We start from the raw sequence: 21741 nt of genomic DNA, 5'->3' as shown, positions 1-21741 counted from the left end.
GTCGACGGCCTGGCAGCCAACGGCGAAGACGGCAACTCCGAAGTCGAAGCCCGCGTCCGCGCCCAGGTCGCAGATCTCTGCAACCGCTTCCCCATCTACCCGAACCTGTAAACGTTTAAAAAGTAAAGAAAACGGCGCTCTTGAGGCGCCGTTTTTTGTTGTTTGAGCGACCGCTCCGACAAAAGAAGATCAGGTCAAGCGTCAGCTTGGCTGCCTTCTAAAGGTCAGATCAAATCGCGCCACCACAGAAAGACAAGCAGCAGCGCTGTCAGAGCCAACAGGTTGAAAGCCAGCCCCCCCAGCAATCCAAGGAACCAGCCCCACCTGCGATCCGCAAGATTGATGCTTCCCAGATGGTCCTGCACCACATCCGACGCCCTGACGAGCTTTGGGGTATCCAGAATCAACCGCATCTTTGGGTGCGATGCCATCGCCTCGGACCGGGCAAGCACCATGGCCTGCCGGTACACCCGGCGCGGCAGACGTCGTTTTGCCTTTCGAATGGATGCCTCTAGCGTCTTGTCACGCACGCCAAGCTTGGCACGCAGCAACGCCACTGTCTCAGCGATCCGGGTCTGAATGTCTGTGTCCTGCGGCATGGGCTCTCTCCTGCCGCAGCAATCTAGCCTGCGCCACAAAGACCTACAATAGGGCTGGTGATCCGCTGTAGGCGCTTGTATCACGCAAGCTATGCTGAACACGATTGTACATGGCGAACCCACCGCCCGCCCCCCGCTGGTCATAGCACACGGCCTTTACGGATCTGCTCGGAACTGGGGCGTCATTGCCAAAAGGCTTTCAGACGAACGGCAGGTTGTGGCGGTGGACATGCGCAACCATGCCTACAGCATGTGGGACCCGAGCCATGATTATCCCCATCTGGCACAGGATATCGCCGAAGTCATAGAACAGATCGGCGGCGTGGCGGATGTTCTTGGGCATTCCATGGGTGGAAAGGCTGCTATGACGCTGGCTCTGCGGCACAATGGGTTGGTGAACAAGCTGGTGGTCGCCGACATTGCGCCGGTTCAATACTCGCACAGCCAAATCCAGTTCATCGACGCCATGCGGGCTGTTGATTTTTCGCGCATCGCCCGCCGGTCGGACGCGGAGATGCAACTGGCCGAACAAGGTGTTGAGAAAGCGTTGCAAAGCTTTTTCACCCAATCGCTGGATATCAAGGGAAAACGATGGCTGCTTAATCTGGATGTTCTGGCAGCTGAGATGCCAAAGATCATGGGCTTCCCCAAGTTGGACGCCACATGGGATGGCCCCGCCCTGTTTCTGTCGGGCGCGGCATCGGATTATGTCCTGCCGGAACACCGCCCTGCAATCCGCTCTCTGTTTTCCGGCGCGCGTTTTGCCAAAATACCCGGAGCCGGGCATTGGCTGCACGCCGAAAAACCACGTGAGTTCGAAGCGGCAGTCCGGACATTCCTGAACGCCTGATCAGGCGCCCCTGTACAACCGCCGGGCCACAATCCAAGACACCGGAGCAGCGATCACAGCCCCGGCAACTGCTGCGCCGACAATTGCGCTGACAGAGACCAATCCAGCAGAAAGCACGGCGATTACGGCAGAACCTGAAATGGCAGTGGCGATCAGTGAATAAAGCATGGCGGCAAGGCGAAACATGGTCGGGTGTTCCTTATGGTGACTTCCGGCCAAACATGTCTCGATTAAAATGTGTTTTGCATTGATTTGCATCAGATGCGGATATCTGGCGCTTCATGAACCTGTGATTTCGTAACCACCGCTGACCCGATCCGCCAGCCCGCCAAGGATGTGGAGCGCGTGAAAACCCAAGTCTTGCGCCGTCAAAGGCACACACGCTCCCATTCACGCTTTTCCCAGAAGGATTAGCACGCGACTTGAGGTAGGTGAACCAACGGCCTTAGGCACCTAGGTTATTGCTCGCGAAACGCGCGCGACATGCTGTCCGACACAGGTTTGGCGATATAAGCTGCAAAAGTTCGTTCTTCGGTTTGGATCATAATTTCCGCAGGCATGCCGGGGGTCGGAACAAAGCCGCTCACCCGATGTAGTTCGTCCGGGGTAAGTGAGATGCGCGCCAGATACACCTCTTTTGGAACGCCAGCTGCCTCTTCAAGCAGCGCGTCGGCTGAAACATAAAAAACTTCTCCGTACAGAACCGGCGTTGTGCGCTGATTGAGCGCGATCAGGCGGACAGAGGCGGTCTGCCCGGTTACCACACTGTCAATCTCGGTGCGCGGGATTTGCGCCTCAATAATCAACGGCGCGTCGGCAGGCAGGATTTCGGCAATGGGTTCGCCCGTTTCGATTACGCCACCTGGCGTATGATAATGCAGGCGAACCACTGTCCCGGTCACAGGGGCCCGCACCACGGCCCGGTCCAGAACATTGCGGGCCTGACGGGATTTTTCGCGCACGCTTTCCAGATCGGCCTCGACCACGCCCAATTCATCCAGTGCTGCCTCGCGATAGGCGGATCGGGTGCGTGTAATCTGTTCCTGGTACTTTAAAAGCATCTGATTGATTTCAGCGGCCTCCGCCCGCAACCGGGCCTGCTGTCCCTCGGCTTCGGCCTGCACACGCCGGATCGTGTTCAATTCGCCCTTTCGAACCAGCCCTTTCTGGAAAAGCTGGTTCTTGGACTCGTATTCCTCCTGCAAGATTTCGGCACGTGTGGCCATGCTGTCCAATTGAGCCTCAAAGCCACTTGCCCGAATCTTCAACGCTTCCATGTTGCGTTCCAATAGCGCCACATCATTCAGCAAGGTCTTGCGCGACACATCAAAGCTGAGCATTTGACCGTCGAGAATGGCCATGACTTCCACGTCTTTGGAGGCCTCGACCAGATCTGGTGTAAAGACCAGACGATCCCGTTCCCCATATTCCGCCAGCAACCGCTCGGTCATCGCCTGCAAGCGCAGTTTGCGGATGAACAGCTCGCGCTCATTGGCCTGGGCCGAGGTCTGATCCAGCGTCATCAGCACCTGACCTGCCTGAACCGATTGCCCCTCAACAACCTTGATGTCTTCGATGATCCCGCCCTCAAGGTGCTGGACGATCTTGTTGCGTCCAGTGGCGACAAAACTGCCCTGCGCAATGACCGCCGCCGCCAGCGGGGCGCTGAAAGACCATACGCCAAAACCGCCGAAACAGACGACCAGCATAATAGTACCGATGACAATAAAACGGTTGATCGAGCGCGGAACTTCCGCATACCAGACGTCTGGTTCACCGGCAGAGTGCCTTACGGGTACGAGGTCATTCATGGTCAGCCCCCCTGTTGCCCTTCAATTCCAGTCCGTTTGCGCGGCCCGTTGATCTGCTGAAGAACCTGCTCCCGCTGCCCAAACAATGCGACGCGCCCATCGGTCAGCAACATGATCTTGTCGACCACGTTCAGCAGCGTCGGTTTCTGCGTAATGACGACCACGGTGATCTTGCTTTCACGCGCCTGTTCAATGGCGCGCCCCAAGGCTTTGTCCCCGGCGACGTCAAGGTTCGAGTTCGGCTCGTCCAATACCACCATTCGCGGGTTTCCAAAAAACGCCCGCGCCAGCGCAATGCGTTGTTTCTGTCCGCCCGATAAAGGCGATCCATCAGCGGCCACCACGGTCTCATACCCCTGCGGCAGGGTTGCGATCATGTTGTGTACATCAGCCAGAACAGCGGCATCGTGGATCTGTTCGTCCGTGGCGTCGGCCCGCATCCGGCCGATATTGTCCTTGATGGTTCCAGGGAACAACTGCACATCCTGTGGCAGATAACCAATGCTTTCGCCAAACTGGCGTGGGTCCCAGTTGCGGATATCCATCAGGTCCAGCCGCACACTTCCCGACGTGGGCAGAACGGACCCGACAAGGGTTTTGCCCAAGGTGGTTTTGCCCGCACCGGAATTGCCGATAATCGCCAGTGTTTCGCCGGGGGTGAGTGAGAAAGTAATCCCGTTCAGAACCACACGTTTGGTTCCGCCGGGGACATAAAGCAACCGCTCTACATCCAACCGGCCTTCGGGTCGCGGCAGGCGCAATTTCTCGTGTTGCAGAGCCGAGGTTGACAGCAGCGCCTTGATCCGCCTATAGGCCGCGCGCGTCAGAAGGTAACTGTTCCACCCTTCAATCGAACCTTCGATGGGCGCAAAGGCGCGCCCGGCAATGATCGAGGCCGCAATCACCATGCCGCCGGTAATCTCTCCCTGCAGTGCCAGAAATGCGCCCCATCCGAGAATGCCAATCTGTGTCAGCAGGCGAACTGCGCGTGAAATCGCCGCGAAGATCACGTTTCGATCCTGCGCGCGTACCTGCCAGGTTAGGGATTGGGCGGTGTCCCGCCCCCAGATCCGCACTGCTTCGGGGATCATGGCCAAGGCGTTGATAATCTGGCTGTTGCGCGACATGGAATCCAGATGCAGGTTTGCCATGGATTGCGCCCTGTTTGCCTCGGCAAAGGGTTTGGCTGTCATTTTCTGGTTGACCAGCGCAATCGTCATCAGGATCAGCGCCGTCACCACGACGATCATGCCCAGTTGCGGGTGCACGAGAAAGATCATCAGAATAAAAAGCGGGGCAAATGGCACGTCCAGAAACGAAATCAAAGTGCCCGAGACCAGAAAACCGCGCAGCTGCTGCAAATCGCCGAGCGTCTGATATTCGCGCCCGTTTCCATGCAACGACGCGTGCGCAGCAGCACTAAGCACCGGTGCACCCAAACGAACGGCAACCTCGACGCCGGTTCGCATCAGCGTAAACCGCCGCACCGCATCAAAAGCAGACTGAAAAATCACGGCCCCGGCGACGATCGCCGTCAACATGATCAGCGTATCCAAGGATCGGCTGGTCAGAACCCTGTCACTGATCTGAAACAGGTAGATCGGGATCGACAGGATCAGAATATTGGTGGCGCAGGTCAGCACCAGAACAAATGCCAGGTTACGCCGGATCGCCCGGATCGAATCCCGCAATGTGCGCTGGAAATCCTCGGGCGGGGTGCGCTTGTGAAAGGTTTGGGGTGGCCCGTTCCCGTCACCGCCGCCGGCTTTTGTCCGCAACAGTGGCTGGTTTGCCTTGGCCTCGATCGTCGCGCCCATGTGATCCGCGCCGGACGCGCGCGCAGAGGGGGTCTTGCGCGCTGTTGTTTCGTCTGCGGTTGCATGATCCGGGCCGTCAGCATCAGCCACCCCGTCACCACCGCCCGCAATGTCCTTGTCTTGCACGGGCTGCGGCGCCGCACGCCGATGGGGAGGTTCAGCGCGCGGTAGTTCACATGAGTGTTTCTGGTCTTTGGCCTGTTTCAACACATCGTTTTCAACCGGCCGGTTTTGATCTGGTTCAGGCACTCGGAACTCCTGCGTCAGATGCAGTCGGGTTTTGGCACCTGTGGCCCGTTTTGCAGGATCTGCCCCTGGTTCGGGATCCTGACGCTTCAGACCCAACCCGCCTTGCCTGTCCAGCGGGCTGGATAAAGGATGGCGGTACGACGAAAAAACAAACGACATGTAGAAACCTTTTGGTCACTCGGTAAAATCTTGGGGGGATCAGGCCAGCATGGTTTGCAGGCCGTCGTCAGGTGTAGTTGCATCAACAGCTGGGGTATTCAGTGCCAGGGCCGCATCCGGTTGCGCGACGGTCATGTCACCCATGATGGCGGCAATTGCCTCATTGGTCATCGCGGTAATCTCGTCGTTGTCCGGCATGTCGATCAGGCTGGCCTGATGCAGCAACAGATCGGAGTACGACCCGTCAGCTGCCATGACTGTCGAGTCCACACCCATCTTGGTCAGATGGGCAGTGTTCAGCATGGCATTGCTGCCCGCGACAACTTCGGCCCCGGCAGCATTCGGGCCCGACAGGTCAATGTCATCCTGATCCAGCATCATCGTGACCTGGTTGACGATGTTCACCTGCATAAGATCGCCGTCGATCTTGAGGACGCGCAACTGTTCCATCCCGGCGAACATCGGATCATTCAGAAGCGCGTCTTCCAACGCCTCCATGTCCATTTCCTGTATGGCCAGCGCGTCCGCCATATTCTGTTGCATATCCTGGTGAATGTCCTTGCCGATCGTTTTGACCGACGCGTCGTTCATGAGCAGGTTTTCATCACCGTCCATTATCGACGCGGGCACTCCACCGCTGATGATATCGTCATCCATAAGGGCCATGGACTGAATCAGCACATCGACTGAAATCATGTTTCCGCCGATCATGATGAGATCGTAATAGCTGCCCAACTGCACAATGTCGGCGACATTGTACATTTCGTTGTCGCCCAGCACGTAAAGCGTGGATGTGGCTGAAATTTCGGTCTGAATGTGATCGATATCGGTGGCATCAATACTCTGGCTGATGAAATTCGCGACCACCAGATCGCCGTGAACCCAGTCCACAACAACATATGCGGGCTGGCCGCCTGCTCCGTCGGCATCGTCCAGCCAGGCGGCCTCTTTGCCTTCGACTTCGATCACCGAAGACTGAACCAGGTTGGTACCGCTTCCGGCATTCATGGCACCCACGTCCCAGTCGGAAACAAGCGCGACCTGACTGATGACCGTCAGATTGATGGCCTGTCCGCCTACAACAATGTACGGAGCATCCACCCAACCAATTGTCGCAGACACTGCATTGATCGCCAGATTGCCACCGGTCACCACCAGATGCCCGTCGTCAAAATCGGGATCCTTGGACTGATCCCATTCGGCAGGCCACGGCGTTTCCGCTTCATCGCCAGTCGCCTCATCCGGCTGATGGAAAGCGGGCAGCAGGTCGGTCCATTCAGGTGCTTCGGCCATGTGCTCGCCATTGACGATCACACCCAAGGCATCATCGCCATGGAACTGATACACGGTGACGCCATCCACATCCCCGTTCATCGGGTTCAACATCTGTTCGGCCAGTGCCTCGACCATCTCGATTGACTGGTAATCCGCGAGTGAAAATGACGGGCTTGCTACGGCATGAAGTGACAACGCCATGTCCAGCATCTGCTCACCTTTCGCGATCAGAGCATCCGTGTCGCGAAATTCACCCTCGCCCACCGTATCGTTGTCACGCAGGAAAACCTTTTGCATGGTGTAACTTACCGCCGACCCCAACGGCACGTTTTCCGGCTGCAGAATGACAAGTGTAGGAGCGGATGACGGTCCAATCGTGTCGTCCGGGACAAAACGCTCGGAAACCGGCCCATCTCCACCAAGGATAATCACCGATTCATGTACAGGCCCCTTCGGCGCGTCTGGTAGCGGCAGGTTAGGTTGAGGTGGGGCAAAATTGTATGGGAGGAGTTTGTATTCGCCCACAGGGATATCAAGATCGGCCCTGATGTGGATTGCGGCAGGATCGTCCAGCCCGTCAATTTCGGCTTTTCGCCTCAGGGCGGTGAATTCGTCATACTGGTCCCGCAGCCGGGCCTGTTCGATCGTAAGTTCAAATGTTCCAACAAAATGCGCTATCGTTTCCGTAATTGCGTCAAGGGCCATGTCGGTCATCCTTTTTTACCCACACCGGCCAGAATTTCCGCTTTGGGTTCAGTTGGGCCGGGGCCACTGCACGCGGCCCCGGCAATTTCGAAAATAGCGAGGCCCGATAATGCGGGCCTCGCCTTATGACTTATGCGTCGTTGTCGTCGCTTGCGTAGGACGAGGTCATCGAGCCACCGACCATGGTCGTATCGACCGAGTTGCCAAGCACGTTGGCCCCCATGACGATCGACTGGTTAAAGGCCGAGGTGTCGACAACAGCCGCTGCCGAGGCATAGGACTCACCGCTCACGATGCCATCGCCACCGTTGTTCGAGCCCCAGCTGCCACCGTTGCCACCTGCGCCACCGTCACCTGAATAGGCACCGGCCGCGCTGCCGCCCGTGATGGTTCCACCCATGGTGTCACCGGACATGGCTGTACCGGTCGAGTATCCGCTGGCTCCGCCATTTGCGGCGGACGCGCCGCCGGCACCACCGGCACCCGAGCTGGCCGCACCGGTCGCATCGCCCGACCCGGTCGATGTGGCATCGTTATCGGACATGCCCGAACCACCGTATCCGGCGATTGCTTCAGCAAGGCTGTCGGCGGCTCCGTTTGTATCGGCATCACCGAATACATCCGCCGCTCCGCCATCACCGGCGGTATTGGCTGCATCGGCAGATCCGGCACCGTTGCCCGAAGACGTGGATGTGGGCGTCGTTGTGCCGCCTGCTCCGCCGTCACCGTCTGCTGCAGACGTACCAGAACCCGCTGCGTCCGCTGTGCCGTTGGCCGAATTGGATCCGCCATTACCACCGCTGCCATCCGTGTTCTGCGAATTGCTGGACGCACCGTTCACGTCACCTGGGCTTTGGTTGATGTCGGGGCCGCTTGCGGACTGGTCGCCAACACCCTGCGCATCCGAATCCGCGTCAGCGGTTCCACCGGAACCATCGCCGCCCGAACCGTCACCGCCTGAGCCATCGCCACCAGAGCCATAGCCGCCCGAACCGTCGCCACCGGTTCCGTCACCGCCAGTTCCGTCACCACCTTCGCCCGCTTCGGCATCAATCATGCCAAGCTCTTCCTGCAGGGCCATGATTGCAGCTTCGACCATCGCAGCAAATCCGCCTTCGCCGTCACCGCCGGTTCCGTCACCGCCCGTGCCGTCGCCACCGGATCCTTCACCACCGGTTCCTTCGCCGCCCGTGCCTTCACCGCCGGTACCAGGTCCGCCAGTGCCGTCGGCCGAGCTGTCCGCGCCACTGTCAGCGCTGCCCTCTGCAGCGTTGCTGCCCGCGGTCGCATCATTGGCTTCGGTAGTGCTGTCACTGGAATTCGACGACGAACCGTCCGTCGAAGCGCTGCCGTCACCGCCGTCTGATCCTTCGGCGTCTACGTCATTGCCGGCCAGACCAAAGCCTGTGCCGCTCGAGTCGGAATCGCTGTCGCCGCCATCGGCGCTACCCGAGGCATTCGAGCCAGACAGACCAAGGCCCAGTCCCAGACCAAACGAATCTGCGCTTCCGCCGTTACCACCGGTTCCGTCACCGTCAACGCTTGAGCTGCCGTCGTTGTCAGCAGAAGCCGAACTGTCAGCGTCGCCGCCGTCGCCGCCAGTGCTGTCACCGTCAGCCCCTGCGCCGGACAGGCCGACACCAATGCTGGCGTTATTTGCGTCACCGGTATCACCGCCTGCGCCGCCACTCGAATCCGCGTCGGCGCTGCCGGTATCGCCACCGGCACCAAACGCATGGCTGCCCAGCGTGGTCGAGTCTGCCGAACCACCATAGCTGGTACCACCGTCGCCCGAATCTCCACCGTTGGACTTGACGCCGATACCTTCTTCAGCGTTGGCGGTACCGCCATAGGCGCTACCATTCTGATAGAAACCGGAATTGTTCGAAACTGACGCCGATTCCAGCGTGTCGTCATCGCTCAGGCTGGCCACCTGACTGTTGACGGCCGCCATCGCGGTTCCCGCACCATCCATTGAGATATCGACATTCATGTCATCGCCAGGATCATAGTTCAGATCACGGCCTGCAGTTATTACGTCGCCAACCGACGCGTTATCTCCGAAGTCCAGATCAACCTGATCGTCATCGCGCGGAATCCACTCTCCGCCACCAAAGTCGATATTGATCGCATTGCTGTTCGAATTGTCGTTGGTGTTATCTCCGGCATTGAGCGTCTGGTCCTGATCCTGACCTTGATCCTGATCCTGGCCCTGATCTTGACCTTGGTCCTGGCCTTGTTCCTGACCCTGATCCTGGCCTTGATTTTGGTCCTGACCCTGATCGTTGGAGTTTTCGACAGTCTGGTCCTGCTGCTGCTGTTGTGCAGTCAGGTCAGCTTCGACAAACGCCTCATCAATCGGGATTTCGACATTAACCGGAGCTTCCAGGTTCTCGACATTAATTTCGTCGACGGTCGTTACGTTTGTATTATTCACATTACGTCTCATGACAAATTCCTATTTCTGGAACGCCAGACCGCCATTCATCTAAAAAGCGGCATCAGGCGAGGTTGAAACAAAAATACCCGCGCAGCGCAAAAACGCGCTGAATACGGTCAGTGGAAGTTTCTAAATGGCCACCTCCTTTCCCGGCTAAGCCGAAAGCGCGGCGGTTCATGAAGCTTGCTAAAATACGCAATGACCGGCGCGACAGGGACAGGCGCTTCGACAATTGAAGCCCAGCCATGTTCGCAGCGACGCACGCCCACGCCTAGCTAGTCGAAAGTATTGAGGTAGTTACACCATTGTTTTTATTACTTTCTTTTAGAACGCGCCTAAATCTGCGTACACCTGCCCCGCATGACCTACCCATAAAAAGTCGCAACAAAATAATTCAATTGTTTCCGCTGGTTGCACAAAAATCCAAGCGGAAACCTAACCGAAAGTTCTATGGTACGGGCTATGGAAACACTCCTCCCGGTTGTGGAAAACCATGCTTTCGAGTATAATAAAATTTAATTACCTATTTGATTAGTTAACTATTTCAGACCACCAGAATTCAAATAAGCAATTTTTGGTTGACCCTGTTTGCGAGGGAATGTGATGAGTGCGTCATTGATAGATGAAACTGCCAATCAGGATCTTTATTCAGAAGATTTTTCGGTTGTCTTTATTGGAAAAGAATTATTCTACTCCAATCAGACCCTAAGAAGCGTTCAAACTGAATTCGGAGTTCGCGCCCGGCGGTTTGAAACCCTCGAAGCCATGAGCAGCCAAGCGCCCGGTTGCAGCAAGATCGTTGTTGTTGATCAGATGATGCTAGAAGACCTGCTGGCGCGCCCAATGGCCTATACCAAAAGTACCGGATCCGGCTGTCTTGCCTTTGCCTATCGCAAAGAAGAATCAGCCCGGCATATGTTTGAATCCTGGGATCGCGCGCAGTTCGGCGAAGTTGGATTTCTGCCGATGAATGTGGCGCCCGATGCTTGGCGTGCCATCCTCAGGCTGCTGATGCATGAAGAATTGTACCTGCCCAGTTTCCTTGCCGATTGCGTCGCCTTTCCAGGCCAGCACACTCGGGACGTCCCGAACCGACCAGTGACAAGTGCCCCCAATGGTGTCGACCAGCAGTCGCGGTACCTGAAGCTGACGCGTCGCGAAAAGCAGGTCCTGCAACTTGTCTCGCAAGGCAAAAGCAACAAGTTGATTGCGGCCAAGCTGGGAATTACGGAACATACGGTCAAGTTGCATATGCACAACGTGGTTGGTAAGATCGGTGTCAGCAACCGCACCGCTGCCGCGCATTTCTATTACGAGGTTGCGCCGCACGAGGCGCAGCAATCCGCCCTTGACTGACACGTTCGAAGCCCGGTTCGATCGCCTGATCCTTCTGGTTGGCAGGCTGAACTATATGTGGACCAACACCGAAAGCCTGCTGATCCACCTGATCGCGGGCCTTTCCGGAACGTCGAAAGACGTGGCCGTCATTATTTTCCTGACCCTGAACACAACCCGCGCGCGTATTGATCTGGTCGAACGGCTTGCCAAGATGGAGGGAAGACCCGCGCAGGTTCGTGACCCGATCCTCGAACGCACGCAACGGCTCAGCAAGCTTTCAGGCATTCGAAACAAGTATAACCACTGCATCTATTCATTCGATCAGGAAAGCGGAAACCCGAAAACAATTCTGATGCGGATTTCTGACCGTAAGACCGATATCAGACTGGGGCGCTCGGACACGGTAGATGATGATGCGCTTCGCGAAATCGAGACAGTCGTCAATCAGTTGTCAGCCGCGAACAAGGACATCTGGAGGCTGATCCGGGAATTGGGGTATCCGGTATAGTCCTGGTCATGAATATGACGCCATGACGACGTAGGCTGCGCTTCACAGCATTTTCGGTCCCGAAGGCGCGCAACCCGGGCAGCGGAATGTTCCTTTCGAAAGTGCCTGGTGCGGGCGGTGGGACTCGAACCCACACGGGCATACGCCCTTCAGATTTTAAGTCTGATATGTCTACCATTCCATCACGCCCGCATGGCGCGGCCCTTTCGGACAGTGCAACGTCCTTACAAGCACAACGAGATGATAACAATGTGCTTTGACCTGCCAGATCAGGAAAATTAGCGGGCAGCCCCGAAGGAAGTCACCTGCGCGCAACGGCACCCCGATCACATCCTCAGGCTTTGGCGTGGTCCGACACATCCCCAGGTCCGATGCATCGGATCGACTGACGGTGCCCCTTCCGGGGAACGTGTTTTCAATACCAATCCTTTTCCCGTTCTATCGGGGAACAAAATTTGTCGCGGCGCAAGCGTACATAGCTCCCGACATTACCATATTGTATGAATCTGATTACCCAAAACCTGAGTCTCTCATTTCTGTACCAGAGCCACTTTCATGTCCCAACCCTGTTTCGGGCTTGTTTTTTGTTACTGTCCAGCGAGTTAGACCTGAGTTCCCCTATTTCCCGATTGAGATGCCCATATACATGGCTACTCCGGGGAACAACGGTAAAGGACGGTTCCGCCCAACTCGGACGGAGGCAGGTAAAGCCTCAGTGTCAGATCGGGACGTGTTAAATTTCAATGATTTGGTGGTGCCCCCACACGGCACTGAACACATTCACCACCATGCGTCAGGATTCCTCTAGTGGAATTTTTTTAGAAATAAAAACAACGTAGTTAACCGGTTCAACGATCACTATGCCTCAGAGTACCTCTTGAAACCGCATAAAAAAGAGGGGATAAAACGGGGGATAAGAGATGCTGTGAGGGTATATGGCCGGATCACTCTACAAATTGAGCGCGGCGAAGGTCCGCAGTGCCGGATCAGGCAAACACAGTGATGGCGGGGGGCTGTACCTCTATCGACTTAACACAGGGGACCAATGGGTGTTTCGCTTCACCTACTCGGGTAAGCGCAAAGAGATGGGTTTGGGCGGTTATCCCGGCGTGACATTGGCACAGGCTCGTGAAATGGCTGACGCCTACCGGGGGATCGTCAAGCGTGGCGGCAACCCTATTGAAGTTCGCAATGCAGAAAAAGCGGAGGCCGTCGCCAACCAGATTGCCAACGATCCCATGGCCCGCGAAAAGAGACTGTTGAAGAATATTGCGCCTTTAGCCTTCGAAGCCCGCAAAGCGCAGTTGAAAGACGATGGGAAAGCTGGGCGTTGGTACAGCCCAATCAAAACACACATCCTGCCCACCTTGGGTGAAAAGCCAGTTGAGGATGTCACCGGCACCGCTATCGCCGACGCCCTCCGCCCGATATGGCACACCAAGACGGATGTCGCCCGGAAAGCTCTGACGCGCCTGAAAGCCTGTCTGAGCTACGCGAGCGCCAAGAAATACGAGGTTGACCGCCACGCCATCGAAGACGCCCGTGAACTTCTAGGCAAGCAAGTACATAAGGCGAAGAATATACCATCGATGAACTGGCGGGACGTTCCAGCGTTCTATCAGAGCCTCGACGGCGGTGGCACGGTTCAACTTGCCTTACAGCTTTTGATCCTGACGGGGTTGCGATCTCGACCGATAAGATTCGCAAAGACGAACCAGATTGACAACAATGTCTGGACGATCCCTGCAGAAATGGTCAAAGGCCCGCGGGGCAAGACCGATGACTTTCGGGTGCCGTTATCCAATGAGGCACTTCGGATCGTTGATAAAGCACGGGAAGCCGCCCGCGATGGATATTTATTCCCCGGCGTCCGTAAAGGCGTAATCAGCGACGCCAGTATGTCCCGCCATATGGAGCGGTTGGAATTGGAAGCGCGCCCACACGGGTTCCGTGCCAGCTTCAGGACCTGGGCCGACGAAGCGACCAGTACAGACTATGAAATTAAGGAAACTGCGATCGGGCACAAGGTTGGGTCAGCCGTCTCACGCGCCTACCAAAGGTCCGACTATTTTGACCAAAGACTTTTATTGGCAGAACGCTGGGCAGCGCATGTGACTGGCAAGAATGCTGATGTCATTTTCAATTTGAGGGGTGTGAAATGAGGGCGGATTGGTGCAGTGCACTCATCGGCTACTCTCAAAAATATACTAAATTACAAGAACGTAACTTCGCGCAATCAACATATTGAGCTGTACACAACAAAGGGATAACGTGCTTGCGTCAGTATCCTTCGGGAGAACGCAAAAACACAGCAAGGGCGCTCTGACTTTGGCTAGACAAGCGCCCTCGCTGCTTAAACCGAAACCAACTAGCAGAAGGCCCGGAATAGTATGTGGTTGGAAGAAACAAGGTATCGCTGGCAAAAGCGGGCACCTGCTTTTTTTCTTCCTCTCGCTATATCAACAGAATTGTTGCAAAATGCAACACCCATTGCGCCGTTGCAATTGGATGTGTTCCAAAGCGTTTTCCGACACTGTGTGAAGCTCTTTCCTGGTCGTCTGCCCATCATGAGGTCATTACATGGCAGACCAAATCACCAACCCTAAGAACCTGATCCGACTCAAGGACGCTATTGAACGGTATTCGTTGAGCCGGTCCACCTTCGATCGTGCGGCCAATGCAGGCGCGATTACAAAGCACACCCTGGGTCGCGCTGCGTTTGTGGACACGCATCAAATTGATGCCTGGATCTTGGGCGAAAGCCAGAGCAACTAAAACGAAACCCGCGCCAATGGGGATGACATTGGACACGGGTGATTTCGTTGAGAGGTGTAGAAAACTACACTCGAAATCTAATGTGTTCGGCCCCTCAGCGCAAGGTGAGGTCAGAGCAAATGACTATCGAAATACAATCCAATTCACGCATTTGTGGAGAAACCCTGACATTCCGCCTCGGGGGTGTCTGGCGCGCCGGCAGGGGTTCAGCACCCTGCCCCATTTGCCAGCCTGAAGGGCGCCGCGATCAACAAGCTCTTTCGATCTCGGAATCAGGAGGCAAGCTACTGTTGTACTGCTTCAAGAGCGGTTGCCGCTTCAAGGATATTGCAACCGCAGCCGATGTACCGCCAAGCGACACTTGTGTCGATCACACAGCGCGGACTCAGGCTGAGGAAAAACGCAAAGCGTACGATTTCAACAAGCTTCAACAGGCCCGAGGAATTTGGGAAGCGGCTCGCCCGATAAAAGGCACTAAGGCTGAAGCGTACCTGCGTGATCGGGGTATTACCTGTCCCATGCCGCCGTCGCTACGGTTTGCGCCAGATTTGTTTCATAGCCCGACTACGTCTTGGTATATGGCTATGATTGCCAACGTCACTACGGGGGCCATTCACCGTACATTCTTCGACAAGAAAGGCGCGAGGGTAAGCAAAAGCCCGAAGTTGATGCTAGGGCCGTGCAGTGGTGGCGCTGTGGTCTTATCAGAGGCGGAGGAACCGCTTGTGGTGTGCGAAGGCATAGAGACTGGCTTGAGCCTCTTGTCAGGTCTTCTTAGTGGCCCAGCTACGGTTTGGGCTGCACTCAGCGCGACGGGAATAAAAGCCCTTCGCCTGCCAGACCAACCGGGGAAACTGACTATCGCAACAGACGGTGATCAGGCGGGACGTGAGGCAGGCGACAAGCTTGCTTCTCGGGCACATGCCCTCGGCTGGGAAGTGTCATTGATGCCCGCACCAGATGGGCAGGATTGGAATGACGTCCTGAAAGAAGGAGCAGTGAAATGACTACAGTAGCGGAACAGGCAATTGTGCCATTTACCCCTAACAACGATGATGTGACTATCTTGGATTTGGCGACGTTGCCGGTCATGGATTACGAGCGGTGCCGAGAGGCTAAGGCCTACGAGCTGGGCATTCGTGTATCTGTGCTTGATAAACTGGTCGCGGACAAGCGGCCCAGAGACGAACTCAAAACCAATTCCATAGTTGATGAGGTTGAGCCATGGGAGACCCCAGTATCCGGCGCAGAACTGATTGATGAGGTGCTGGGCACAATTCATCGATTCTGTGTGTTGCCGGAACACTCGGATGTGGTCATGGCGTTCTGGATTCTACACGCCCACGCTCATTGCGCTGCAGATATCTCACCTATCCTGGCTTTCACCAGCCCGGAAAAGCGTTGCGGAAAAAGCACCGCGCTCAATGTGGTGTCTGTGATGGTTCCGAAGCCGATTCATACAGTCAACACAAGCGCCGCAGTCGTATTCAGGGTCATGGACGCCTATCAACCCACAGTGCTGATTGATGAGGCTGACACGTTCCTGTCCGACAAGGACGAATTGCGCGGGATTCTCAACGGCGGGCACAACAGGTTGACAGCGAAGGTATTGCGGACTGTCGGAGATGACCACGAGCCGCGCGCCTTCTGCGCATGGGCTCCCAAATGCATCGCCATGATTGGCAACCTGCCGGACACCTTGGAAGATCGGGCGCTTGTTGTCAGACTCCGCAGAAAGCAGCCGGGGGAAGTAGTTGAGCGCTTTCGCGGCGACCGCATTCAGCAATTTGTTCCGCTGTGCCGTAAGGCCGCCCGCTGGGCTAAAGACAATGCGGATATGTTGCGCGGTTTGGACCCCGAAGTGCCCGAAGCTCTGCACGACCGAGCGCAGGACAACGCGCGAGCGATGATAGCGATTGCTGACTTGATTGGTGGTGAATGGCCGGAAAGGCTTCGTACCGCGTTGGTGGCGATGGTCGCGCGGTGTGACGAGGATCCCAAAAGCGCAGGTGTACTGTTGCTGCGCGATATTGCCCAAATTCTGGAAACGCGGCGTGGCGGGCATATCCCCAGTTCCGACGTAGTTGACGAGTTGTGCAAGCTGGAAGAAAGCCCGTGGGCTGAGTGGCGGCACGGACAACCTATTACTGTGCGTGGGGTCGCAAAGCTGCTGAAGCCATATGGCATTACACCGGGCCGCACCAAGGCCTATCGGTACTATGAAATTGCTGATTTCAGGGACGCATTTGATAGGTATCTCTCTGACACCCCCTTACTAGCGTCACTAAGCGTCACCAACAATCAAGTTATTGAAAACCCATAAAGTTTTGGTGACGAAACGGGAGACACTTACGAGCGGGTGACACTTGCAAGCGTCATCACTTCAAAAGCGTCACACCTTCCGTCACCAGAAAATGGAAAAAATACAGATAGTTATCATCCAGTGACACTTAATGACGCTTATACCGGGGGTGATGAGGAAAAGTGTGGATCTGACGAGATGGAGGGCGAGATATGAGCGCTGCAATCAAGCTGGTTAAAAGCCTGCGTGAACATCTGTCATAACGGGTCGCGACCCTACGCCAGTCTTTAAGCCGCCCAAACATGTTCTCAATCTTGTGGCGGATTCGATAAATCTTTGTGTCATGTGGGATGATGTCCTTGCGGTTCCGGCGCGATGGTATGCAGGGTTTGATGCTTCTTTCTTTCAAGCTTTCGCGGAACCAGTCGGCGTCATATCCGCGATCCGCCAACATCCATTCCGCAGCAGGTAGTGAGGGTAAAAGTGCCCGTGCTCCGATGTAGTCGCTGACGTTTCCCGCCGTCATGAATAGCCGAATTGGACGACCCACCGCATCGGTTACGGCATGGAGTTTTGAGTTCAGCCCACCCTTGGTGCGGCCAATCAGGCGGCCGCGCCCCCTTTTTTGAGCCCCATGCTGGACGCTGTTCTATGGGTCTTCAGATGCGTCGCATCAATCATTAGCGTGCCTGTTTCATCGCCTTGAGCGGCTAATTCGGTCAGGATACGTGCAAAGACGCCCATGTGGGACCATCGAGCCCATCGGTTGTAAAGTGTCTTGTGTGGCCCATAATCGGACGGAGCGTCTCGCCAGCGCAATCCATTGCGAATGACATGGATGATGCCGCTGAGAACGCGGCGATCATCGACACGCGCAACACCGCGTGGCTTTGGGAACATATGCTTGATGCGGTTGAGACGCTCTTGGTCGAGCCAGAACAGATGCGACATGGACAATCCTCCTGTCGACCTTGAATCACGATGCCTCAGGGAATGGAATCGACCATCGCAAAGGCGGCTCCGCGCGGCATTGCGGTCATCCGACAAAAACACTCGGATGACGGCACTGAGCCCAAAGCAGAAACGCCAAGCGATTACGCAGAAAAACCTGCTTGCACCAAAAATCAGTGGTCAACAATTCTACTCCGTTTCCGAGGATCGCGCCCAGAGATTGATTTCCTCTTCCGAACTGACCTCGTCAATCTTGGCGAGTTCCGCTTCGGCAAATTCCAAATTCCGGACCGCACCTACGCAATCCACGATCTGCTCAGGTCGCGAAGCGCCAATTAGGGCTGTCGTAATCCGGTCACCTCTCAGCACCCAAGCAAGCGCCATCTGAGCTAATGATTGACCGCGTGACGCCGCTATGTCGTTTAGAGCCCTGACACTCGTCAGTGAACGTTCGTTGATCATGCCGTCCAATAGAGACTTGCCTTGGGTTGCACGGCTGTCTTCGGGAATGCCGTTCAGATACTTCGATGTCAAAATACCCTGGGCAAGTGGCGTGAACGCAATCGATCCCACGTTCAATTCGTCAAGCGTATCCAACAGCCCGTCCCGCTCAACCCAACGGTTGAGTAGGTTATACGACGGCTGATGGATCAGGCACGGTGTGCCAAGGTCTTTCAAGATGGCCAGCGCTTCGCGCGTTCGTTGCGAGTTGTAGCTTGAAATTCCGACGTAAAGTGCGCGCCCAGAGCGCACTATATAGTCTAGGGCTCCCATCGTTTCTTCCAGAGGGGTATCTGGATCATAGCGGTGGGAATAAAAGATATCTGCGTATTCTAGCCCCATCCGCTTGAGCGACTGATCACAAGAGGCCACAAGGTACTTTCGTGATCCCCACTCCCCATAGGGGCCCGGCCACATATCATACCCTGCCTTGGTAGATATGATGAGTTCGTCCCGATAGCCTGCGAAATCAGTTTTCAAAATTTCACCGAATGCTTCTTCCGCCGATCCCGGCGGCGGGCCATAGTTATTTGCTAAATCAAAGTGCGTTATACCCAAGTCAAAAGCAGTGCGGCAGAGATCGCGCTTTGTCTGGTGCGGGGTATCCCCACCAAAGTTGTGCCATAGCCCAAGGCTTATCGCGGGTAGCTTTATGCCAGACTGCCCACAACGGCGATAGACCATTTGCTCGTAGCGGTCCGGATTGGGAAGAAATGGGCGCGGCCGAGGCTTCGGGGGGCGTTGTAATTTTCTCATCTGTCCATAATCCGAGATCATCACCCCGTGTCAATTCAACGAGATAGTAATCGGCAATCAGCGAAGCCTGCCGTATAGATGGAACATGCCTCAAGTATTGTCAGCGCAGATTGTCAAACTGCAAACTAGTCCTCGAATAATGCGCGAACCTTCGACATGTCATACGCATGTTCCGTCAGGTTTTCAGGATCCCATTCGCTTCGCTCAGCTTCAAAAAAGTCCCCGCCGTATACGTGGATTGCTCCGGTCAACTTGGGGATAGGGTTTGTAACCGAGTGAATGAGGTCCTTACCAAGCGGAGTAAATTCACCCGTCGACAATGCTCGAGCCCCTGCCGCTTCAATGCGTCCTTCAGGGTCATCTGCCACGCGCCGCCAAAAAATGTTGTCTTCTCTACCACCATAAATGCCGATTACGGCCCACATTTCGTGATTGTGGGGCATTATTGTCATTCCCGGCTTCCAGACGACGTTGACGATTGTCAGATCACTCGACTTGTAAATGGGAAAGATACCGCTTTCGGTCGGCTCTCCCAAGGCTTGCGTCACGCCCGCAGGATCGCGCATCGCCCGGTCCACCACCTCAGCCACCGATTTGTGAGACGTGTCCTGATCCACCGCGGTCCGGCAGTCTGCTACAAACTGTTCCATGTTCCACATATCTTCAGCCCCCAATTGTCTACAATAAATGCAACAGCGTACCACAGGCCGCAAAATAGTCGAAATTGGGCCTCGGAAGGCAGCTGCATGTATCGGGTATCAAAGACTTCCAATGACTGCTTGGCCTGCTTAGCGTTCGTTCGCCAAATCGGGGCGGATGTCTACTTTGCGGAACCATCCGTCGATTGCATCGCTTACATTAGGCTGTCTGTTTGCTTAATCGAAAATGCGTTCGCCCTGCTCGTCGATCACCTGTTTCGCCTTTGCGATGCTGAAGCTTTCGCCCTGATCCCGGGTCTCAAAAACATCCGCCCGGATCACTGTATGGGTCTTGCGATCACCGTCGATGGTCTTTTCGATACGGGCTAAAAGGCGGTATTTGCCACCTTGGGGCATCAGGTCCGGAAAGATTTCGAACCCTCTGTAAGAGACCGGCTCCAGCTCCGACTTTTCACCACCACCGAAGAGTTTAGAGAAGAGGGACATTGGGCGGCTCCTTTCAGCGTTGCTATGACGGGAGACTAGCGTCGCTTAGGACAGGCGTGAAGCATGTCGTGCTATCAGAACATTTGTCTTCGATCCGTTGGTACGCTCCTGCGTTGCCTAATGCGTCCAGATTCGCGGTAAAAGTCCATTCCCCCGCACCACTCTCCCTTGTACGGACTGTCCAAAACCACCATTCTGACACGCCGCCGCCAACTACCGAACTGAGCCCTGAGCGGACATTGATACGTTGAAGCAACTAGCTGTCGCCGATAGAGTTTCATAGAGAGGTTTGCTGTTATGTACACCCTGATTGACACTGTGGTTGTGGGCGGAGGTCAAGCTGGGCTTTCCGTTAGCTGGCACTTGAAGCAGGCTGGTCATGATCACGTTGTTTTGGACCGCGGGCAGATTGGCGATACATGGCGTAACCGCTGGGATTCGTTCTGCCTGGTCTCTCCTAACAAACTCTGCCGACTTCCAGGTTTCCATTACGATGGGGATGATCCCGATGGTTTCATGCTCCGCGATGAGATCGTCAAGTACATCGAAGACTATGCGAGAAGTTTTGGTCCGCCATATCGAGCGGGTGTCGAGGTGGCTAGAATTGAGGCAAGTGCAGGACTGGGTCGCTTCAAACTAACCACATCAGATGGCGAAATCAGAGCGCAGAACTTGATCGTCACCGTTGGCACGCATCAACACCCGAATATACCAAGTTGGCACTACGATCTGCCCGAAAGAGTTACTGGCATACATACGTGTGACTATCGCAACTCAGCGAGCCTACCGGATGGTGCGGTGTTCATCATTGGAAGTGGTCAGTCAGGGTGTCAGGTCGCTGAGGACCTGCATTTATCCGGGCGCGACGTGCATCTTGCAGTGGGCAGTGCTGGCCGCATCCCACGTCGCTATAGGGGGCGCGACATTTTTGAATGGGACTTGGCGACTGGGTACATGAACATTGCGGTAAAAGACCATCCCAAAGGGACAGCTATCCGGTTCAAAGCCCATCCACATCTATCTGGGCGAGACGGTGGTCGTATAATTGATCTGCGCCAGATGGCGCTCGACGGGGTCAAGCTACACAGCAAGGTAGAGGGTGTTCAAGACGGGTGCCTGATTTTGGCAGGCGGACTTGAAGAGACGCTCAAGGCAGTGGACGATGTGTGTCGCGCGGAAATGGAGAGCATCGACACGTTCGTTGCAGAGAATGGACTCGATGATCCCAAGGAAATTGTTGTCCCGATCAACTGGCAGCCCAAACCTGAACTACCGTTCTTCGACTTGGCTGCAGCAAATGTTTCAACCGTAATATACGCAACAGGGTTTCACCGCGATTTTGGATGGATCGACTTGCCGGTCTTCGATGAGAGTGGCTATCCGCAATATGAGCGAGGTATTACAGATGTAGATGGCCTGTACTTCTGCGGACTGCATTGGATGCATACACAAGGGTCAGGCCTGTTTTATGGCGTGGGCGAGGACGCGGAGTACGTTGTTGATCACTTGATTTCCACTTCGGGCAAATAAGCTACGCGACAGCCTCGAGCCTAGCCTGGA

At 55.6% G+C, this 21741-nt stretch carries 18 protein-coding genes and 1 tRNA gene; 8 read left to right on the top strand and 11 right to left on the bottom strand.

The window, feature by feature from the left end:
• Window positions 1-224 precede the first annotated feature (224 nt).
• Entirely contained in the window at window positions 225-599 is a 375-nt protein-coding gene (locus ACR0BK_RS19125) for a hypothetical protein (RefSeq protein WP_480521168.1), read from the bottom strand.
• 91 nt (window positions 600-690) lie between these two features.
• Between ACR0BK_RS19125 and ACR0BK_RS19120 the strand changes: the two genes are divergently transcribed.
• Window positions 691-1449, top strand: coding sequence for an alpha/beta fold hydrolase (locus tag ACR0BK_RS19120; protein WP_480521166.1), 759 nt, complete (start codon window positions 691-693; stop codon window positions 1447-1449).
• On the opposite strand, the gene ACR0BK_RS19115 is transcribed toward ACR0BK_RS19120, so the two are convergent.
• The 5 genes from ACR0BK_RS19115 to ACR0BK_RS19095 form a co-directional block, all read right to left on the bottom strand.
• Window positions 1450-1635, bottom strand: a complete 186-nt coding sequence (locus tag ACR0BK_RS19115) for a hypothetical protein (protein ID WP_480555927.1) — start codon at window positions 1633-1635, stop codon at window positions 1450-1452.
• A 272-nt stretch (window positions 1636-1907) separates the two neighbouring features.
• Window positions 1908-3260, bottom strand: a complete 1353-nt coding sequence (locus ACR0BK_RS19110) for an HlyD family type I secretion periplasmic adaptor subunit (RefSeq protein ID WP_480473560.1) — start codon at window positions 3258-3260, stop codon at window positions 1908-1910.
• A 2-nt stretch (window positions 3261-3262) separates the two neighbouring features.
• Window positions 3263-5485: a type I secretion system permease/ATPase gene (locus ACR0BK_RS19105; protein ID WP_480555926.1), complete on the bottom strand. Its 2223-nt coding sequence runs from the start codon at window positions 5483-5485 to the stop codon at window positions 3263-3265.
• 39 nt (window positions 5486-5524) lie between these two features.
• On the bottom strand, window positions 5525-7465 hold the full coding sequence (locus tag ACR0BK_RS19100; RefSeq protein ID WP_480555925.1) for a type I secretion protein: 1941 nt from the start codon (window positions 7463-7465) through the stop codon (window positions 5525-5527).
• Between the two features lie 130 nt (window positions 7466-7595).
• Window positions 7596-9902, bottom strand: a complete 2307-nt coding sequence (locus ACR0BK_RS19095; RefSeq protein ID WP_480555924.1) for a hypothetical protein — start codon at window positions 9900-9902, stop codon at window positions 7596-7598.
• 768 nt (window positions 9903-10670) lie between these two features.
• Between ACR0BK_RS19095 and ACR0BK_RS19090 the strand changes: the two genes are divergently transcribed.
• Both ACR0BK_RS19090 and ACR0BK_RS19085 read left to right on the top strand, forming a co-directional pair.
• Window positions 10671-11261 (top strand): helix-turn-helix transcriptional regulator, encoded by a 591-nt coding sequence (locus tag ACR0BK_RS19090; RefSeq protein WP_480555923.1) that lies wholly within the window; start codon window positions 10671-10673, stop codon window positions 11259-11261.
• On the top strand, window positions 11254-11751 hold the full coding sequence (locus tag ACR0BK_RS19085) for a hypothetical protein (RefSeq protein ID WP_480473566.1): 498 nt from the start codon (window positions 11254-11256) through the stop codon (window positions 11749-11751). Before ACR0BK_RS19090 ends, ACR0BK_RS19085 begins: the two co-directional genes overlap by 8 nt.
• Before the next feature lie 106 nt (window positions 11752-11857).
• Here ACR0BK_RS19085 and ACR0BK_RS19080 read toward each other — a convergent pair.
• A tRNA-Leu gene (locus ACR0BK_RS19080) sits at window positions 11858-11943 on the bottom strand.
• Window positions 11944-12686: 743 nt separating this feature from the next.
• Between ACR0BK_RS19080 and ACR0BK_RS19075 the strand changes: the two genes are divergently transcribed.
• From ACR0BK_RS19075 to ACR0BK_RS19060, 4 genes are all read left to right on the top strand, one after another.
• Window positions 12687-13913, top strand: a complete 1227-nt coding sequence (locus ACR0BK_RS19075; RefSeq protein WP_480555922.1) for a tyrosine-type recombinase/integrase — start codon at window positions 12687-12689, stop codon at window positions 13911-13913.
• 418 nt (window positions 13914-14331) lie between these two features.
• Window positions 14332-14526, top strand: coding sequence for a helix-turn-helix transcriptional regulator (locus tag ACR0BK_RS19070; protein ID WP_271950316.1), 195 nt, complete (start codon window positions 14332-14334; stop codon window positions 14524-14526).
• Between the two features lie 119 nt (window positions 14527-14645).
• Window positions 14646-15533 carry a DUF7146 domain-containing protein gene (locus ACR0BK_RS19065; protein ID WP_480555921.1) on the top strand — a complete coding sequence of 296 codons (888 nt, stop codon included), beginning with the start codon at window positions 14646-14648 and terminating at the stop codon, window positions 15531-15533.
• Entirely contained in the window at window positions 15530-16849 is a 1320-nt protein-coding gene (locus tag ACR0BK_RS19060; RefSeq protein ID WP_480555920.1) for a DUF3631 domain-containing protein, read from the top strand. Before ACR0BK_RS19065 ends, ACR0BK_RS19060 begins: the two co-directional genes overlap by 4 nt.
• Before the next feature lie 127 nt (window positions 16850-16976).
• Here the strand turns inward: ACR0BK_RS19060 and ACR0BK_RS19055 are convergent.
• The 4 genes from ACR0BK_RS19055 to ACR0BK_RS19040 form a co-directional block, all read right to left on the bottom strand.
• A protein-coding gene (locus ACR0BK_RS19055; RefSeq protein WP_480555919.1) for an IS5 family transposase occupies window positions 16977-17779 on the bottom strand; the annotation gives its coding sequence in 2 pieces (ribosomal slippage) (window positions 16977-17443 and window positions 17443-17779; 804 coding nt in all).
• Between the two features lie 189 nt (window positions 17780-17968).
• A complete protein-coding gene (gene mgrA, locus ACR0BK_RS19050) occupies window positions 17969-19036 on the bottom strand; it encodes an L-glyceraldehyde 3-phosphate reductase (protein WP_480555928.1) in 1068 nt (355 codons plus the stop codon).
• A 125-nt stretch (window positions 19037-19161) separates the two neighbouring features.
• A complete protein-coding gene (locus ACR0BK_RS19045; RefSeq protein WP_480521414.1) occupies window positions 19162-19686 on the bottom strand; it encodes a cysteine dioxygenase family protein in 525 nt (174 codons plus the stop codon).
• A 225-nt stretch (window positions 19687-19911) separates the two neighbouring features.
• Entirely contained in the window at window positions 19912-20181 is a 270-nt protein-coding gene (locus ACR0BK_RS19040) for an HlyU family transcriptional regulator (protein WP_170645251.1), read from the bottom strand.
• 297 nt (window positions 20182-20478) lie between these two features.
• On the opposite strand from ACR0BK_RS19040, the gene ACR0BK_RS19035 reads away from it, so the two are divergent.
• Complete coding sequence (locus tag ACR0BK_RS19035; protein ID WP_170602010.1) at window positions 20479-21711, top strand: flavin-containing monooxygenase; 1233 nt, start codon at window positions 20479-20481, stop codon at window positions 21709-21711.
• Window positions 21712-21741 lie beyond the last annotated feature (30 nt).

It is taken from the genome of Ruegeria sp. AF1 (assembly GCF_056542125.1).
Note: the sequence above shows the minus strand (reverse complement) of the source record. Positions and strands in the feature narration are given on the sequence as shown.

What these genes read in the sequence shown, in the direction of transcription:
- ACR0BK_RS19035 (WP_170602010.1), top strand. Translation starts at nt 20,479, where the DNA reads ATGTACACCCTGATTGACACTGTGGTTGTGGGCGGAGGTCAAGCTGGG.
- ACR0BK_RS19040 (WP_170645251.1), bottom strand. Translation starts at nt 20,181, where the DNA reads ATGTCCCTCTTCTCTAAACTCTTCGGTGGTGGTGAAAAGTCGGAGCTG.
- ACR0BK_RS19090 (WP_480555923.1), top strand. Translation starts at nt 10,671, where the DNA reads ATGAGCAGCCAAGCGCCCGGTTGCAGCAAGATCGTTGTTGTTGATCAG.
- ACR0BK_RS19060 (WP_480555920.1), top strand. Translation starts at nt 15,530, where the DNA reads ATGACTACAGTAGCGGAACAGGCAATTGTGCCATTTACCCCTAACAAC.
- ACR0BK_RS19070 (WP_271950316.1), top strand. Translation starts at nt 14,332, where the DNA reads ATGGCAGACCAAATCACCAACCCTAAGAACCTGATCCGACTCAAGGAC.
- ACR0BK_RS19075 (WP_480555922.1), top strand. Translation starts at nt 12,687, where the DNA reads ATGGCCGGATCACTCTACAAATTGAGCGCGGCGAAGGTCCGCAGTGCC.
- mgrA (WP_480555928.1), bottom strand. Translation starts at nt 19,036, where the DNA reads ATGAGAAAATTACAACGCCCCCCGAAGCCTCGGCCGCGCCCATTTCTT.
- ACR0BK_RS19120 (WP_480521166.1), top strand. Translation starts at nt 691, where the DNA reads ATGCTGAACACGATTGTACATGGCGAACCCACCGCCCGCCCCCCGCTG.
- ACR0BK_RS19065 (WP_480555921.1), top strand. Translation starts at nt 14,646, where the DNA reads ATGACTATCGAAATACAATCCAATTCACGCATTTGTGGAGAAACCCTG.
- ACR0BK_RS19125 (WP_480521168.1), bottom strand. Translation starts at nt 599, where the DNA reads ATGCCGCAGGACACAGACATTCAGACCCGGATCGCTGAGACAGTGGCG.
- ACR0BK_RS19100 (WP_480555925.1), bottom strand. Translation starts at nt 7,465, where the DNA reads ATGGCCCTTGACGCAATTACGGAAACGATAGCGCATTTTGTTGGAACA.
- ACR0BK_RS19110 (WP_480473560.1), bottom strand. Translation starts at nt 3,260, where the DNA reads ATGAATGACCTCGTACCCGTAAGGCACTCTGCCGGTGAACCAGACGTC.
- ACR0BK_RS19115 (WP_480555927.1), bottom strand. Translation starts at nt 1,635, where the DNA reads ATGTTTCGCCTTGCCGCCATGCTTTATTCACTGATCGCCACTGCCATT.
- ACR0BK_RS19045 (WP_480521414.1), bottom strand. Translation starts at nt 19,686, where the DNA reads ATGGAACAGTTTGTAGCAGACTGCCGGACCGCGGTGGATCAGGACACG.
- ACR0BK_RS19105 (WP_480555926.1), bottom strand. Translation starts at nt 5,485, where the DNA reads ATGTCGTTTGTTTTTTCGTCGTACCGCCATCCTTTATCCAGCCCGCTG.